Origin of the sequence: Azospirillum sp. BE72, from assembly GCF_031455875.1 — a bacterium.
Taxonomy (GTDB): domain Bacteria; phylum Pseudomonadota; class Alphaproteobacteria; order Azospirillales; family Azospirillaceae; genus Azospirillum.
In genome coordinates this window covers 69,354-85,853 of the sequence record NZ_JAVDTO010000010.1, presented here as the reverse complement: position 1 = coordinate 85,853, position 16,500 = coordinate 69,354, and the positions used below count along the sequence as shown (strand labels likewise).

General features: G+C 65.5%; 12 protein-coding genes. 2 read left to right on the top strand and 10 right to left on the bottom strand.

Translation table 11 applies throughout. The features are described 5' to 3' along the window. Window position 1: 1 nt before the first annotated feature. Window positions 2–691 (top strand): ABC transporter ATP-binding protein, encoded by a 690-nt coding sequence (locus tag J2Y49_RS21675; protein WP_310117026.1) that lies wholly within the window; start codon window positions 2–4, stop codon window positions 689–691. An 84-nt stretch (window positions 692–775) separates the two neighbouring features. On the opposite strand, the gene J2Y49_RS21670 is transcribed toward J2Y49_RS21675, so the two are convergent. Then, complete coding sequence (locus tag J2Y49_RS21670) at window positions 776–1,195, bottom strand: antibiotic biosynthesis monooxygenase (RefSeq protein ID WP_310117025.1); 420 nt, start codon at window positions 1,193–1,195, stop codon at window positions 776–778. Between the two features lie 74 nt (window positions 1,196–1,269). Next, on the bottom strand, window positions 1,270–1,875 hold the full coding sequence (locus tag J2Y49_RS21665; protein WP_310117024.1) for a LysE family translocator: 606 nt from the start codon (window positions 1,873–1,875) through the stop codon (window positions 1,270–1,272). Window positions 1,876–2,005: 130 nt separating this feature from the next. On the opposite strand from J2Y49_RS21665, the gene J2Y49_RS21660 reads away from it, so the two are divergent. Next, a complete protein-coding gene (locus J2Y49_RS21660) occupies window positions 2,006–3,358 on the top strand; it encodes a PLP-dependent aminotransferase family protein (RefSeq protein ID WP_310117023.1) in 1,353 nt (450 codons plus the stop codon). 26 nt (window positions 3,359–3,384) lie between these two features. Here J2Y49_RS21660 and J2Y49_RS21655 read toward each other — a convergent pair whose 3' ends face one another. The 8 genes from J2Y49_RS21655 to J2Y49_RS21620 form a co-directional block, all read right to left on the bottom strand. Next, window positions 3,385–4,062 carry a 4'-phosphopantetheinyl transferase superfamily protein gene (locus J2Y49_RS21655; protein WP_310117022.1) on the bottom strand — a complete coding sequence of 226 codons (678 nt, stop codon included), beginning with the start codon at window positions 4,060–4,062 and terminating at the stop codon, window positions 3,385–3,387. A gap of 15 nt (window positions 4,063–4,077) precedes the next feature. Continuing rightward, window positions 4,078–4,809: a formyltransferase family protein gene (locus J2Y49_RS21650; RefSeq protein WP_310117021.1), complete on the bottom strand. Its 732-nt coding sequence runs from the start codon at window positions 4,807–4,809 to the stop codon at window positions 4,078–4,080. A gap of 25 nt (window positions 4,810–4,834) precedes the next feature. Continuing rightward, window positions 4,835–5,077 carry a 4-oxalocrotonate tautomerase DmpI gene (dmpI, locus tag J2Y49_RS21645; protein ID WP_149224374.1) on the bottom strand — a complete coding sequence of 81 codons (243 nt, stop codon included), beginning with the start codon at window positions 5,075–5,077 and terminating at the stop codon, window positions 4,835–4,837. 150 nt (window positions 5,078–5,227) lie between these two features. After that, window positions 5,228–10,711 carry an FkbM family methyltransferase gene (locus tag J2Y49_RS21640; RefSeq protein ID WP_310117129.1) on the bottom strand — a complete coding sequence of 1,828 codons (5,484 nt, stop codon included), beginning with the start codon at window positions 10,709–10,711 and terminating at the stop codon, window positions 5,228–5,230. Window positions 10,712–10,818: 107 nt separating this feature from the next. Continuing rightward, window positions 10,819–11,835 (bottom strand): TauD/TfdA family dioxygenase, encoded by a 1,017-nt coding sequence (locus J2Y49_RS21635; RefSeq protein WP_310117020.1) that lies wholly within the window; start codon window positions 11,833–11,835, stop codon window positions 10,819–10,821. A gap of 58 nt (window positions 11,836–11,893) precedes the next feature. Continuing rightward, window positions 11,894–12,898, bottom strand: coding sequence for a TauD/TfdA family dioxygenase (locus J2Y49_RS21630; protein ID WP_310117019.1), 1,005 nt, complete (start codon window positions 12,896–12,898; stop codon window positions 11,894–11,896). A gap of 79 nt (window positions 12,899–12,977) precedes the next feature. Beyond that, window positions 12,978–14,519 carry an amino acid adenylation domain-containing protein gene (locus tag J2Y49_RS21625; protein WP_310117018.1) on the bottom strand — a complete coding sequence of 514 codons (1,542 nt, stop codon included), beginning with the start codon at window positions 14,517–14,519 and terminating at the stop codon, window positions 12,978–12,980. A 537-nt stretch (window positions 14,520–15,056) separates the two neighbouring features. After that, entirely contained in the window at window positions 15,057–16,412 is a 1,356-nt protein-coding gene (locus J2Y49_RS21620) for a transposase (RefSeq protein WP_310117017.1), read from the bottom strand. Window positions 16,413–16,500: the final 88 nt, after the last annotated feature.

Genomic DNA, 16,500 nt, shown 5'->3' with positions numbered 1-16,500 from the left:
GATGGCGCCGCCGCTCGTCGAGCTTCGGGGAATCGCCAAGACCTACGGCAGCGGCGAGGCCGCCGTGCATGCGCTGAAGGATACGGATCTGCGGGTCTATCCGGGGCAGGTGGTCGGTCTGCTCGGTCCCAGCGGTTCCGGCAAGACGACGCTCCTGAACCTGATCGGCTGCATCGTCGAGCCGACGCGCGGCCGCATGGAGCTGGACGGCGAGACGGTCTATGACGGCCGCTGGCTGAAATCCGACCTGCGCCGGCTTCGCCTGGAGAAGATCGGCTTCATCTTCCAGTTCCACAATCTTCTGCCGTTCCTCACCGCCGAGGAGAATGTCGCCGTGGCCCTTGATTTGGCTGGTGTTTCCAGCCAGGAGGCGCGGCGGCGGGCACGGGCCCTGCTCGACTATCTGGAGGTCGGGCACCGCCGCGCGTCGCTGCCGTCGCGGCTGTCCGGCGGGGAGGCGCAACGGGTGGCGATCGCCCGCGCGCTCGCCAACCGCCCGCGCATCATCCTGGCCGACGAACCGACGGCGGCGCTCGATTCCGGACGGGCCGGCATGGTGATGGACCTGCTCCGCCGGCTCGCCCTTGAACAGCAGGCCGCGGTCCTGGTTGTCACGCACGACGAGACGATCTTCGGCCGCTTCGACCATGCGGTGTCGCTGCGCGACGGGCAGGTCGAAGCCGGCGCGTGAATGGCTTTGTGAACCAGCGCCCGACCGGGCCTGGACCGCGCCCACATCCCGCAGTCCGGGATGTGGGCATGACGAGACCGCGGCTCAGGCGTCGAAAAGCTCGAAGGTCTCGACGATCGGCGGCTTAGCCAGGAAATCCATGAGCAGCTTCAGGTCACCGGTCTGCTTGCGCCATGCGACGTAGGCCTGCTGCTGCGCGGCTGAGTCCCAGCCCTGGATTAGGATGAACTCGGTCGGATTTTGGGGCTCCTGAAAGGAGTGGCTGTAGCGGCAGCCGGAGGCGACCCGCGTCACGGGAACCGTCTTCATGAGATGCGCCTTGAAGGCCGCGGGATCCTTGGCGCTCAGCCGCAACACCACGGTCACGGGGTGCGATCCCGCGGGCGCGGCGGCGGCCGGTGGCTTTTCCGTCGCCTGGGCGTGTGCGGCAGACGACACGGCGACGAGGCCCAGAGTGGCAAAGCCCGCGCCCATGAAGGCGGCGCGACGATTCATGGAGGTCACGGTGGTTTCCTTTCTTCCTTGGTCTACGGTGATCGGCGAATTGCGGCGGGGGAGGGGGGCGGAAGGCCGGACGCTCACCACATCCCTTCGGTCAGAAGCGGATGAAGTGAGAGGACGAGCAGAACGGCCATCGCGACGTTGAAGAACCGGTTGGCCTGCAGGTCGCTCAGCCAGCGCCGCAACACCACCCCGAACCCGGCCCACGATCCCACGCAGGGACCGTTGATCAGGCAGAACAGGACGGTGATCACCATAAGATCGCTCACGTCGCCGGTCGGCGGCATGTAGGTCGCTATGGCGCCCGTTGCCATCACCCAGCACTTCGGATTGACCCACTGGAATGCTGCGGCCTCAAGGAAGGTCAGCGGATTGGCGTTCGTGGCCTCGTCTTTCATCGTGCCCGAAACGGCGATCCTCCAGGCGAGCCAGAGCAGGTATGCCGCCCCGACCCAGCGCAGCACGGTGTGCAGGGCTGGAAAAGCCACGAACAGGCTGCCAAGGCCGGAGCCGACCGCGAACACCATGGCCCCGAAACCCAGGCTGACGCCGAGAATATGAGGAACCGTCCGCAGCAGCCCATAATTGACGCCCGAGGCCAGGAGCATGGTGTTGTTCGGTCCCGGAGTTATCGAAGTGACGAAAGCGTATGCAGCAAAGGTGAGAATGAGTTCGAACGTCATCGAAGCGTCCTCAAGGAACGACTGCATTGCCGCGACCCTAAAACCATGACACTCTTGAGTATAACGTTATTGCGTCATATGACACTATTAGGGTGTTTCGATGCGTCTTGCCTCGCCTTGGTCGGCGCGAATGGCCGATGTCCCCGGCCCGATCCATGAACGGCTGGCGGCGGCCCTGGCCGACGACATTGTCCAAGGCGTCGTGCCGGCCGGAGCGCGCCTGCCGTCGCATCGCGATCTTGCCTACCGCTTGCGAATCGGGCTGGTGACCGTGACCCGCGCCTATGCCTTGCTGGAGCGCCGCGGACTGGTGAAGAGTGAGCGCGGGCGGGGCATGTTCGTTGCCGGCGGCACCGGCGCGGCGCCGAACGTCGTGGACATGTCCGTCAACACGCCGCCGCAAATGCTGGCCGACCGGTTGCTCGCCGCCACCTTTCAGGCGCTCGCCCGCGAGATGGATGCGGCGACCTTCGGCAGCTATCACCCGCCCATGGGCAGCCTCGCGCATCGCCGCACCATGGCGCGCTGGCTTTCCGGTCATCGGATGGAGGTTCCGCCCGACCGGCTGCTCATCACCAACGGTGCGCAGCATGCCCTGGCCGTTGCCTTCGCCGTCGCACTCGGTACGGGCGGCCGGCTGTTCACCGAGGCGGTGACCTATCCAGGTGCGATCTCGCTCGCCCGGCATGCCGGGATCGCCATGACGCCGGTCGCTCTCGATGGCGAGGGTCTGCGGGCCGATGCGCTCGACGCGGCACTGGCAGCCACGGCCGGCGACGCCGGCCGGCGCGCCGTCTACGTGACGCCGTCCTTGCACAACCCGACAGGCGCCAGCATGGCAGCCGCCCGGCGCGCCGACATTGTGCGGATCTGCCGGGCGCATGACGTGCTCGTCGTCGAAGACGATATCTATTCGCTGTTCGCGCCGCGCGACCTCCCGACGCTCGCCGACCTCATGCCGGAGCGGACATTCTATGTGAACGGCCTTTCCAAGACGCTGAGCCCCGGACTGCGTCTCGGCCTGCTGGCCGTGCCGCCGGCATACCTCAACGCGGCCCGCGCCGGGCTCCAGGCCACCTGCTCCATGGCATCGCCGATTTCCTGCGCCATTCTGGAGCGCTGGGTCGTCGATGGCACCGTGGTCTCCATCGGCACGTCCATCCGCATGGAAGCTGCGTGGCGCATGGCGTCGGCCCGCGAGACTCTGCCCGAACTGCGCGTGCCGTGCGACCACGCCGGTTTCCACGCCTGGTTGCCCATGCCTCTCCTCGCCGCCGAGCGGACGGCCCGCCGCGCGGCGACGGCGGGCGTCATTCTGACCCCGCCCACCGCGGTGATGCCGGATCCGGACGTCGGCGACTCCGGCCTGCGCCTGTGCCTCGGCGGACCATCGCGCGCCGACCTGACCCGCGCGCTGACCACCCTTCGCAACCTGCTCGACAGCAGGGCGGACGAGGGGGAGGAGCGCTCGGTCGCCGTGTGAGGGCGGGCTGCTGCCGGGGCGCGTCGTCACAGCCGGCATTGGGTCACGCAATGGTCTTCCGACGTCTTCACCACGACGCCGACCTGTCCGGACAAGCCGGTCTCTCCGGCCAGCTCCGGCCGCAGCCTGAAGCTCAGCGCCGACGCGGATGCCTCGGTGCAGGTGACCTCGTTGAATTCTACGACGCGCCGCACGCGGCTGTGGATCGCCTTGTAGACGGCCTCTTTGGCGGAGAAGAGAACGGTGAACGCCATGCGGCGTTCGTGGAACGGCGCCAGCAGAGCGAATTCGCGCTCCGTCGCGATGTCCGGCGCCAACGCGGTCGCGTCGTCGCTGGAGACCACATGCTCGATGTCGATGCCCAGGCCCAGGTAACCGGGGCGCAGCCCGGCCATGCACACGACCATGCCCTGCGAATGAGAGATGCTGCCCACCGCGTCCCCAGGCCAAAGCGGCGCTCCCCCCTCGCCGACCGGCAGCGGAGCGGGCGTGAGGCCGAGCAGCCCCAGAGCCCGTGCGGCGCAGGTCCGTCCGGCCAGGAACTCGATCTGGCGTTTCGGCACGGCCCTGCGCAGCGCCTCCGGCAACGTGATGTCGCCGTGGGCGAAGACCGCCCCGTCCGGTACGCGGTATGCTCCCGTCACGAAGGCCAGTGGTCCTCCGGGCGCGTCCATGTCGAGGCGCATCTCGCAAAGCCGGATCATGCCTAGGCTTCCGGGCTAGGCCTTTTCCGCCACGATCCGCCCGTCCTCGACCGCCTTCAGGAAGTCGATCAACGGCTGGTCGTTGTAGGTGTCCAGGACCTGGGCGTAGGAGCGCAGCTTCTGCAGCGTCATCAGTGAGCCGGGGCCGTCCGGTTGGGCCGTCGTCACATAGTTGCCGGCGATGATGTCATCCCATTTTTCGGCCAGAAGCTCGATGGCGGACAGTATCTTCTTGTAGTAGGTGGACCTCAGCGTCTCGCGTTCGATGTCGAAGCTCAGGCTCTTCTGACAGATGATCCGGCCGGTATCGTAGCTACCGTCCATTTCGTGAATGGTCACCCCATGGGGCTCGCCGTTCAGCCAGCTGGAGAAGTTCGGATTCAAACCGCGCCCGTAGGGCAGCAGGCTGGTGTGCAGATTGACGAAGCGAACCTTGCCGAAATGCGGGTCGGCGACCGGCAGGACGCGGAGATACCCGAAGCAGATGAGCAAATCGAAAGGGTATTCGGCATAGAACTTATAAATGTTGAAGGTCCGAACGTCGCGGTGGTAGACGATCTCCAGGTCGCGCTTCGGTATCTCGTTCTCGATGATATCGGAGAATTGGCTGAGCACTAGGATCTTCATTCGGACGCCGATCGTCTTGGGGTCTTGAAATCGCAGCAGAATCAGGCTGTCGGGGAGTGCGGGGCCGGAGGGCATCCATTCCGATGGGCGATGCGCGCTCCGGCCCTTCAGCTTCGACATGCCTCTTCCGGTCGGGGCCGTCGGATCAGCCTTCCGAGACCGTCCCGGCGCCCTCGTTCCGCGCGCGCTGCTCGGCCAGACGCTGCTTCAGTTCCTTGACGGTGACGCCCCCAACCGCGATGTCCTCGTCCGGCAGTTCGTGGATCGACACCAGGAAAAGCTCCTTCGGAATCCCGGTGATCTTCACGGAAATATCCGTCAGTTGCTGGATCAGCTCGGCCTTGACCTCCTTCGTCAGCGCTCCGGATTCAAAAACGATCACAGGCATGATTTGTCCTCCGACATGTGTGGTTGCGGCGACGGAATGAGAATCCCGGGGGACGCCGATAGTGAGCAGAGGTTGTAAAAATCATCCGCCGACACACCCGGCCGCCATGTGACAGTTCGTCTCACGGCAGCCGGGATGCGGTCGGTCCGGCTATGCCACCGCCTTGGCGGACACCAGGTCCCGCAGCAAGCCGTGCAGGCCGGAAAGCTCATACACGGCGAGCGGGTTCTCCATGATCACGGCATGCTCCCCTTCGATCTCCGCGAAGGTGAAGCGGCCGTCCGTCAGGTTGCTCCAGCCGATCATGTCCTGCCGCCCGCAGGAGACGTCGTAGCGCGGCCAGATCGAGGTCAGTTCGCACCGGCGCAGGGGCTTGGGGTCCGGCCGGTAGCTGGCCGCCAGCTTCGACATGCCGCGCAGCTTGACGAACACCTGGGCGAGCAGGTCGTCGTCGCTCAGGAACTGTTCCGGCATGCTCTTCATGCGGATCAACTCGTTCTTCAGCTCGCCGTCGGACAACAGGTGATAGTTGGGAGGCGGAGCGCCGACGGTCGGCGCGCCGGAGCCGATCACAACCAGTCCGACCGGCTGTTCCGTCATCCGGCGGGCCACCTCGTAGGCCAGGATGGAGCCGAAGCAACTGCCCACGAAGACCATCGGCGCCCCCGCCAGCGGCGCAAGGGCCTTGACCATTGCGCCGACGAAGCGGTCGAAGGAGACGGCCGAAAAATCGGAGGCGTTGAAATCCGGATACCGGTACGCGTGGATGCTGACGCCATCCGGCACCCGATCGCACCACGGGTCCAGAACCGACGGGGCGACGCCGACCTGCGGGAAGCCGATCAGCTGCGCCTTCACGCCGCGGGGTTGCGGAGGCGTCAGTTCGACGAAGACCGCCTGGACGGCCTTGTCGAAGCCCCGGCAGAACGCGACCACGTCCCCGACAGTCTCCAGCTTGAGGAAATCCGCCAGGGTGAAGGTCGTCGCGAACGCATCCATGATCTGGCGCGCGACCCGCACCATCTGAAGCGAATGCAAACCGAGGTCCGCCAGAAGCTCGCCGTCCGTGGGCGCGTAGGGCAGGCCCTTGGCGACAATGCCGAGAACCGTTTCGCGGGTCCCATCACCGGAGAACCGGCCCTGCTGCCCTGTCTCGGCCTGCATGAACCGCGCGACCGCTCGCTCGAAGCTGGCCTTGAGCTTCTGCGCGAGGCTCTCGTCCAGCCGTTCCGCATCATATTGAAAGCCGAGGTTGAGACGATCGGCCGAGAGGTCCCAATCGACCGACAGGGGCATCATCGCATCGACGGCGAAGAAGCGACGTTCCGTCTCGTGCTTGTCGCCCTTCTTCCGGTCCGGCTCGGCGAACTGGATGAAGTTGAAGACGGTGTTGATCTCGGCGCGGGCACCGAGCCAACCCGACAGGCGGTCGTGCGAAACCGCCTTGTGCGGGAAAACGGCCCGGTCGAACTGGTCGAAGCTCCGGGCTTCCGCCAGCAGGTCGTTCCGCCGCGCCGTGGGAACCGGCAGTACGTTCAGGAAATTGCCGATTGCGGCCAGGGAGCCCTCGACCTCCGGGCGGAGTGAATACACCACGCCGATCTGGGACGGCTTGTCCCCGAACGCCTCGCGCAGGGCTTCGACGTGCAGGGCGAACAGGATGCCCTTGGTCGAAAGCCCGGCCCGCCGCGAGCAGGCGTGGAGGACCGGGAAGAACTCTTCGGAACCCAGGACATTGACCTGCTTCATCCGGGCCGGCTGCGAACGCCGGCGCGGGCGCGCGAAGGGCTTCGGCGCGGCGACCTCGGCAAAGCGCGTCTCCCAGAAGGCGCGCGTCTCGTGGCTGCCGTCTGCCTCGTTCTCGTTGGCGGTCACTGCCGCGAAGACCGTCAGATCGTCGGTGGTTTCGACGGCGATGTCGCAATAGCGCTCCACGAGTTCGCGGACGATCGCGTTCAGGCTGTACCCGTCGAGCGCGGCATGGTGCTCGGCCACCAGGATCTCGAAGACCTGCGGCGACCGCTCGAAGACGCCGAAGCGCACGAGCCCGCCCTTCAGCAGATCGAAGCGGCTCGCACGCTCGCTGAACACGCGGTCGGTGATCAGCGCTTCCTGCTCGGCGTGCGAAAGTGCGGTCAGGTTCTCATAGCCATGGTCGCCGTTGACCGAGCGCGGCTCGAACACGAAGGAAACGCCGTCGTCCTCGAACTCCACCCGGGAGGTGAGCACGGGGTGAGCCGCGCGGATGGCGTGCAGGGCCCGCCGAAACTTTTCCGCGTCGAAGGGAAGCAGAACCGGCGTGATGGTCGCGTTGTGGAAGACCTGGGCGTCGTCCCGCGTCATCGAGGCGAGCAGCTTCAGGCGCTGCATGCTGGTCGCGGGCCAGCGGCGGACGTCCTGCCGGCTCGCCGGGATCGGGGCGATCCCGCCCGCATCGCCCGCGGCCTTCGCCGGGGCATCGGCCCCGTGCGGCAACAGGCCGGCGACGGTCGGCTTGGCATGCAGATCCTTCAGGCTGATGGCGATGCCCGCCGCGCGCGCCTTGGACTGCATCAGGATGGCGCGGATGGAATCGCCGCCGTTGTTGAAGAAGTCGTCATTGACGGTCAGGTCCGGCTTGCGCAGCACCTCCCGCCAGAGCGTCAGCAGCGTTTCCGCCTGCGCGGTGGTGTCCGTCTTCGGTTCGGCAGGCGGAGTGGCGGGAGCCTGGTGCGGCAGCAAGCCGGCGACCGTCGGCTTGGCATGCAGATCCTTCAGGCTGATGGCGATGCCCGCCGCACGCGCCTTGGACTGCATCAGAATGGCGCGGATCGAGTCCCCGCCGTTGTTGAAGAAATCATCGTCCACGGTCAGCTCGGGCTTGCGCAGCACCTCCCGCCAGATCGCCAGGAGCTGTTCCGCCTGCGCGGCGGTGTCCACCTTCGACTCGGCGCGCGGAACGGAGACCACCGGGGCGGGGGCGGCCGGAGCGGGTGCCACCGAAGCTGAAGCCTCGTGCGGCAGCAGGCCCGCGATGGTCGGTTTGGCGTGCAGGTCCTTCAGGCTGATGGCGATGCCCGCCGCGCGCGCCTTGGACTGCATCAGAATGGCGCGGATGGAATCGCCGCCGTTGTTGAAGAAGTCTTCATTGACGGTCAGGTCGGGCTTGCGCAGCACCTCCCGCCAGATCGTCAGCAGCGTCTCGGCCTGCGCGGCGGTGTCCGGTTTCGGTTCGGCGCGCGGCGGGGCGGTTTCGGTTTCCGTTTTGACAAGTGTTGAAGTCATGGTGTCGCCCGTGTCTTGAGCATCGATCAGTTGAAGCAGACGCCGCTTGTCCAGCTTGCCTTGCGGAGTTCTGGGAAGGTCCGGCAGGATCTTCATCGTCCGCGGGAGCATGTAAGCGGGCAGCGTGGTGCGCAGCGCAGAAAGGACGGTCGCCTCGGTGATTTCACGGCGCGGAACGGTCGTTCCCTTCGGGAAGCGCACCGTGCGGACCTGGGTTCCGCCGCGCGCGTCCTCGCGGAACGCGATCAGGTTCCATCGGTCCGTTCCGACGAGGAACGGATCCTGCTGCGCCTTGACGACGAAGCCGGCCTGCTCTAGCAACGCGGTGATTTCCGCCCGCCGGCCGCCGGTCATCCCGTCCGGGTCGTCGTGCAGTTCCATCGAGATGGCGTTGATCATCCCGAAATGGCGCGGCTCGATGCCGCGCAGGACGTCCAGTTCCGCGCGCTGCACGTCGATCTTCAGGACGTCGATGCGCTCGATGCCGGCTTCGTCGATCACGTCCGAGAGACGGCGCAGGCGGCACGGGTGATATTCCGCGTCGAAACGCCCCTCCAGAACCTCGTCGAGGTTGTCGACCAGAAGCGCTGCCGACTGGTCGCCGCTCTCGGCGGCTTTCGTCAGGTAGCTCTTGATGACGTTCCGCTCGCCCGATGCATCCGCATAGGCCTGCTGGCTCGACATCATCGAATAGCCGGGATAGTAGGTGAAGGACTCTTCCCGCTCGGTGTCGGACAGTCCGTACGGAAAGATCGACACGTTGGAAGCATAGCGGCCGATGTTCAGCTCCAGCCGCCGGCGGATGGGCGTCAGAGGCTCGAACGCATAGACCTTGGCTTTCGGGATGTATGTGGACACGAACAGGCTGAACAGACCGATGTTCGCGCCGACGTCCACGACAACGGCGTCCTCAGGATAAACGATGTCCTCATCGACGTAGATGCGGTCCTCGAAGATCTCCTTGAACTGGTAGGTGGTCTCGTTGACGTTGATGCTGGAAATCCGATGCCCTGTCGGGACCTCGACCACCAGCTCGTCCTTGGCCTCGGTGAAGGACGGCAGCCGGTCCACCACCACGCCGGCCACGATCCGCGGGTCTCCCTCGACGCTCTTGTCGATCAGGACGGCGGCGTTCCGGACGCCGGGCAGGCGCTTGATGCAGGCCTCGATTTCCCCCAGCTCCAGCCTTTGCCCGGCTACCTTTACCTGATCGTCGCGGCGCCCGAGGAACTCGAAGCTGCCATCCGGCAGACGGCGGACGAAATCGCCGCTGTCGTAGCATCTGGCGCCGTTCGCGGCGGTCGAGAACTTCGCGTTTTCGTCCGCGGATGCCCCGATATAGCCGATGGCCACGCCCGCACCGCCGATCTGGAGCTCTCCGTCGGCGCCGACCGGCAGCTCGAAGCCGTCGGGGTCGATGCACGCCACCGAAACGCCGTTCAGCGGATAGCCCAGCGTGGGGCGCGCGAAGTCCTTCACCCGCGCCACCAGCGTGTTCACGGTGGCTTCGGTCGGTCCATAGACGTTCCAGACGTCGCAGGACGTCCACTGCCGGACCTCGTCCCAAAGGGCCTGGTCCATGGCCTCGCCGCCGACCAGGATGGCCTTGGGCAACATCTCGGGCCGGCTGCCGAATCCCGCCGCGATCATGGCCTTCAGGATCGTCGGTGTGACGTCCAGCGCCCACAGCCGGCGGTCAGCCACGAAGTCGATCAGGGCTTCCGGATCGGCGCGGACATCGGCCGGGACGGGAACCAATGTGCGCCCGAGCGCGGCCTGGAAGAATTGCTTCATCGATGCGTCGAACGCCAGCGGCGCGTTGACGGACAGCCGCAGCTGCCCTTCGGCCGGCGTGAAGATGCGTTCCTTCAGCGCCCTGAGGAGATTGACGACCGAATGCTGGGCGACGACCACGCCCTTGGGCTCTCCGGTCGAGCCGGAGGTGAAGAGGATGTAGGCCTCATCCTCGCCCGAGCCCGGATGCGGCCTGTCCGATGACGGCGGATGGCCCAGCACCGGCAGGACCGGAACGTCCAGGATGGCTTCGGCGCGGGCCCGCTCGGATGGTTCGCAAACAGCCCCGGCCGCCTTGGCGACCGTCCGGATGTGCCGGATGCGGTCATCGGGAAAATCCTTCAGGATCGGCACGCAGGTCATGCCCGCGCGAAGAAGGCCGAACATCGCCGCGGCCGCGTCGAACGACCGGTCCGCGAAGATCAGAATCCGGTCCTTCGGCTGGAAGCGCCGGCCCAGCTCCGCCGCGAGGCGGGCGGCGGCATCCGCCAGTTCGGCGAAGCTGTAGGAACGGTCCGTGGCGACGAAGGCCTCCGCCTCGGGCATTTCGGCCACGGTTTGCGCGAACAGGTCCATGATCGACGTCGCGTCGGGACGGATCACCGGATGAACCGGCCGCTTCGGGCCCTCCGGCTCGTTCTTGATCGCGGCGGGGGCCGGTTCGGTCTGTTCAAGCGTATCCATCACACTCTCCTGGAGATCAGGTTCGTCATAGAGACCAGCGTCGTCCGGCGCCCCGTGAACGGCGCGCGGCCATGCAGGCAGCGGACGTTGTTGAGGATCATCACGTCCCGGTGTCCCCAGGGAAAAATGCGCAGGCAGTCTTCGTAGATGCCGCGGATCTCGAGGATCATCTCGTCGGGGATAGGGGAGCCGTCGCCGAACTGCACGTTGCGCGGCAGGTCTTCCCCGTATGCGTCCACCAGGGCGGCGAGCAGCGCCGGGTTCAGCGCGGCCCTGTGGAAGATGTGGGCGTGGTTGCAGAACAGCTTCCGGTCCGTGCCCGGCTCCACTGCGAAGGCCTTCTGCCGCTGCCGCGTCCTCAGGTGATCCTCGCCGAGCCATTCGAAGGAAATGTCATTGGTGCGGCAATAGGCTTCGACGTCGGCGCGGTCGTTGGTCTGGAAGGCGGAGCGCCAGTCCATGTCGATCTCGCTGCGGAAGTTCCGCGTGTAGAGGACGTCGCGCTCCGAAAAGGCCTTCAGGATCGCCGGAGAGATGCGCGCGGTCGCCAGATATTCGTCGGCGACGGGCGTCTCCCCACCGGTCTCGGCGAGCGTATCGGCGTAGAAGAAGATCCTCTCGGGGATCCGCTGCGCGAACGACATCTCGTGGTGCAGCTCGATCCAGTTCGAGGACGAGAACTCGGTCGAGGTGAAGACGCCGCTCACGACCTCCGTCCGTGCCGCGGCACGCTCCAGGTAGGGTAGCGGTTCGCGACCGAAGCCGGTGACGACATCGCGGAACTGCACGGGGGTTTCCACCGCAAAGCCGCGGAACAGGACGCCGCCATGCGTGGCGATCATCTCGTCCAACTCGGACTTGTGCTTGCGGATGTAATCGGGCAGCGGCCGCGACCGGGTGCCGTCCTCGATGACGGCGATGAACTTTTCGGTCTCATCGACGAAAGCCGACGGAACGGGGCGGTCGACGGCAACTGTACGTGGGTTCAATTCGGGCGCCGTGAACTTCGCGGACATGGGAATCGTCTCCGACATTGGAATCGTCTCCATTGAGCGGTAATCGGGCGGGATGCCGTCAGCGGCGGAGGGTCAGCGGGGACCGAATGGACTGATAGGGCCGTGCCATCAAAGTGTAGATGCGCCGCTCGCCCGAGAAAGGATCGCGCCCATGCTGGCAGATCATGTTGTCGAGGATCAGGACGTCGCCCTTCACCCAGTCGAAGCTGCGCTTTTCGGCGGCGACCGCCTGCCGCATCGCGGCGAGGTCTTCCGGCGAGAACGGCTCTCCATTGCCGAAGAAGGTGTTGGTCGGGACGTTTTCATAGCCGACCGCTTCGATCAGGGCTTCGGTGATGTGCGGTTCGAGGCTGGTGACGTGGAAGAAAAGGGCGTGATTGAACCAGAGCTTTTCCTGGGTCACCGGGTGGTGTTGGAAGGCTGAGCGGTACTGCTTCGTCTTCAGACGGCCTTCCGCGTCCCAATGAAAGTCGATGTCGCGCTCCTTGCAGAAGGCTTCGACCTGGGCGGGTTCCTCGGTCTGGAAGGCGGTCTGCCAGCTCACGCCGAGGCCGGGCGTGTAAGTGCGCTGGTACAGGATGCCATGGGCCTCGAACCGTTCGACCAGCGACTTCGGAAGACGGCTCAGGATGCGCCTGTTGTCGGCGATCGGCGTGTTGCCGCCGGTGCCAGGCCTCGTGTGGCAGAAGAAGCAGATGAAGCACGGCCAATTCAGCGTGTAGGACTGCTCGGCATGCAGTTCGATGTTCTGGTCCGGCGGATGATCCGTCGAGGTGTAGACCCGGTCGCTGACCGCGTGGCGAGGCGAGGAACGCTCCGAATAGTTCAGGATCTCGGTGGAGATCTGAGAAATGATGTCGAAGAACTGCCCGGGTTCGCGAACATCGAAGCCGCGCAGCAGCACCGCACCGTGTTCCGTGACCAGCTCTTCAATCCGGTCCTTGTGATTGCGCACATACGCGACCGCATCCGGGGCGCCGGGCTCCGGATTGATCACGACCGGAAAAGACGGCACGATGTCCGGCTTGTCCGATTGAAGCGCAAGGCTGGTCGTCTGGCTCATGGAGGAATGCGCCTTATTCAGTTGAACAGTGTTTCTTCATGGGACGCGCGATGGGGCGTGGCTTCCGGCGGCGCCGGCTTCAGGCCGCATCGAGTATCGGGGCGGGCAGGTGCCGGCTTTCCAGCTTTCCGCTGGCCGACAGCGGGAAGGCATCCAGAAAGACGAAATGCCGGGGACGCATGTAGATCGGCAGCCGGCGCGCGACGGCGTCCCGGATCGCAGCGCGCACGCCAGCCTGATCGCAGCAGTCAGGCTGCATGACGACATAGGCGACGATGGTTTCCCGTCCTTGATCGCTGTCCCGGCCGAGATCGCGGACCTGCGTGCTGGCCTGCGCCACCCCCGGCACCGACGCGATGATCTGCGTGATTTCCTCAAGCTCGATTCGATGTCCGCGAAGCTTGATCTGCGAGTCCAGGCGTCCGATGAAGTGGAGCAGCCCGTCCCGTCCCAGGCAGACGCGGTCTCCGGTGCGATACATGATGGCACCCCGGCGCGGCCCGCCCGGGCAGGGTAGGAAGCGTTCGGCGGTGAGATCCGGGCGATTGATGTAGCCTTTGGCCAGCCCTGCGCCCATCAGGCACAGCTCGCCGGCCTCGCCGGGGGGAACGGGCGATAGATTCCCGTCGACGACGAGGAATTCGTGCCCCGGAAGCGGCGTGCCGATCGGGATCTCGTCGCCGATGTCGTGGTCGATCAGATGTTCCGTCGAGAAGACGGTGTCCTCCGTCGGTCCATAGAGATTGTAGACCCGTGCAATTCCGGCGCGGTGGAGCTGCCGCACCAAGGGAGCATGGACAGGTTCGCCGGCGAGCAGGCAGGCGCGCACCGCTCGCAGCGGCAGCGGAAAAGCCAGGAGCGCCGTGAGGGCCGACGGCACCGCGTTGATCAGGGTGATTGCGGAGGATTGCGGCAGATCCGCCAGACTCAGGATCGAGTTGACAAGGAACAGGCTGCCTCCGCACGCCAGCGGCGCGAAGATCTCGAAGATCGACACGTCGAACGAAAAGGAGGTTGCGCCAAGCGCGCAGTGGAAATCTTCCTGCGAAAATCGGTTCAGCGCCCAGTCCAGAAGCCGTGCCCCGCTGCCATGGGTCGCCATCACGCCCTTGGGCCGGCCTGTGGTGCCGGACGTGAACATCACATAGGCGAGGTCACCGGCCGCCACGCCGGTCGGATCGCATGGCCTGCGCGGCCCTGCCAGGCTGCTCAAGGGCAGGATGCGGCAGCTTGGCGCTTGGCCCGCGTACCGATCGGGCTCATCGGTGACCAACCAGCGGCAGCTGGAAATCCCGACCATGTAGGCCACGCGGTCCTGCGGGAATTGCTTGTCGATGGGGAGATAGACGGCACCGAGGGCCATCACCGCGTAGACGGCTGCGATCGCGTCGAATGTCCGGCAGGCGGCAAGGGCAACGATATCGCCCTTCCGCACGCCGGCCTCGTCCAGGGCGCCGCTGATCTCCTCGATGCGCGCCAGCAGTTCTCCATAGCTCCACTGCCGATTTGTCGAGCGTAGGGCGATGCGGTCCTGCATGCCGCGCTCGTTGCAGCGTTCGAAGAAGCGGCCGTGCAGCGATTCTGCATAAGCCGTTCCATATGCGTCGGTGGTGCGAAGCATTCAGGCACTCCAACAACCCACATATATTTGTATTTTCCGGTGTATTCGGCTCAGTGTTTGTCTGATTACCGTCGCCGAATGCCCTTTTTCATCCCGGTTCGCTCTTCGGGCAGCGAGGATGCCGCTGCCGCCCGCCGGCAAAGCACGTCATGCAGGCGGCGCGATCCAGACGGAGTTCGGTCCACAGCAGAGGGTTTCACTGCGTTCTCCCTTTGCCGGATCGGAGCCTTGCGGTCTCGTCCGGGCATTTTCTCTAATATACTACCACCATTGGTTAGAACACACTTGCATGTATTCAATCCTTGGTATATTAACGTACCTCTATCATGCAGTTTTGGGAAATCAATGATGAAGTCTTCTATCAAAGCGGAGCGTTTTGACGCACCAAAGCCCACGCGTGGACGCAAGAATGCCTCGGGGGGCTTGGAGCCGGAATTCAAGGCTCCGGTCATTGGCATTCGACTTTGCGCATTTCAGGACTGCCGTCTCGGTTAGGAGGCGGTTCACAAGTTCAGCAATGGTGCGGGGTGACGGGGATTACGGCGCGTAGCAGGCGACGTCGACGAGCCGTCGAAGGAACGATGGCGGCGATCTGAGCATGTCGCCTTCAGCGGGCGACATGGCGGCCTGTTCGAACCACAGGTGCTGGCGCAGACGGGCCAAGGCATCGGCGAAAGTCGGCGCTGGTTTCGGATACCAGATGGCGCGCCGGGGCGACAGAGCGAGGCGGCCGGCATTCTGATGGACGTACAGCGTGATCAACGAGTAAAGCCCGAACAGCAGTGGGGCGGTGCGGAATACCGCCGGGTCTGCCCACTGTCGCTGGGTCTCGATGCCGAGATGAGCACGGCTCTCCTGATACGTCGTCTCCATTGCCCAGCGGCGGTTGAACCATTCCAGGACGGTGCGTGGCGACACCGACAGGTCGGTGCACAGAAAAGCTTCCGGATCGCGCCGGCCATCGGGATAGCGCACCATCACCCAGAGGATGGGCACGATCGGCTTGCCCTGGTGGTGCCACAGCGCCGTTCCGGAGGCATAGTCGATCCAGCCGCCGGGGCGCCACCGGGTTCGGCTTGGTTGAGCCGCCCGGTGCCAGACGGTAACCTTGTCGGTCAGACGGGCCCGCAAGCTGGGTTGGCGGGCGCTTTTCATTATCTGCCGCAAGGTCAAGGGCGGGTCTGGTGGCGGATCGAACAGGCGGGCATCCAGGCGCAGCCGAGTGATCGTGACCATGTGCGGGCTGACGGCGTCGAGCAGGGTCAGTGCGGCGAATTCGCCATCCATGACGGCGACCAGCAGGCGATCCGGCAGCCAGCGGTGGAGACGCAGCAGGATGCCCCGTGCCCAGACGGTGGTGGGCCGATAGTGCCGGCCCTGTGCCTCGCACCAGGCGCGGCTCGGCACCAGCGCGCTCAGCACCGGCAGCCCCCAGATACGGCCGGCGAACGGAACCTCGACCAGCAGCATGGCGGTCATCCAGCGCAATCCGCGGCTGGTGACCGTCTGCTCCGTCGAGGACCGGACGGAGTCGAAGCAATGGCTTGCTGGGCGAACACGGACTCCCCGGCGCCGTTCAAGAGTATGGTCGACGCCGATGACGATCGGGCCGTCCGGGACGAAGGCGTTGACCAGGGCGTTCAGCAGGGTGCGTGCGAGCTTCAGCCCCGACCAGCGATTCCGGTTGAGTACGCGGTGAAAAGCGGCGAAGCCGGGATCGTCCGCCAAGCCGAGGGCGCGGAGCAGGTTGGCCGCGGTGCGGGGACCAACCGCCAGCACCGCACCGACCGCGAGCGCCGCCACCGTAGAGCGGGTGCGCCCCGAAAATGCATCCAGATAGGGCCACAGCCAAGCTACGAAGGTTTGGGGAAGAGAGACGGCTGGGCGTGGCATGGGGCACCTGCGGTGTCGTCGGACGTTGACCAGCCAACAACCTTTCGCCGACGGTATTGCGACGCCCGCGCAGGACAGGACAAGTGTC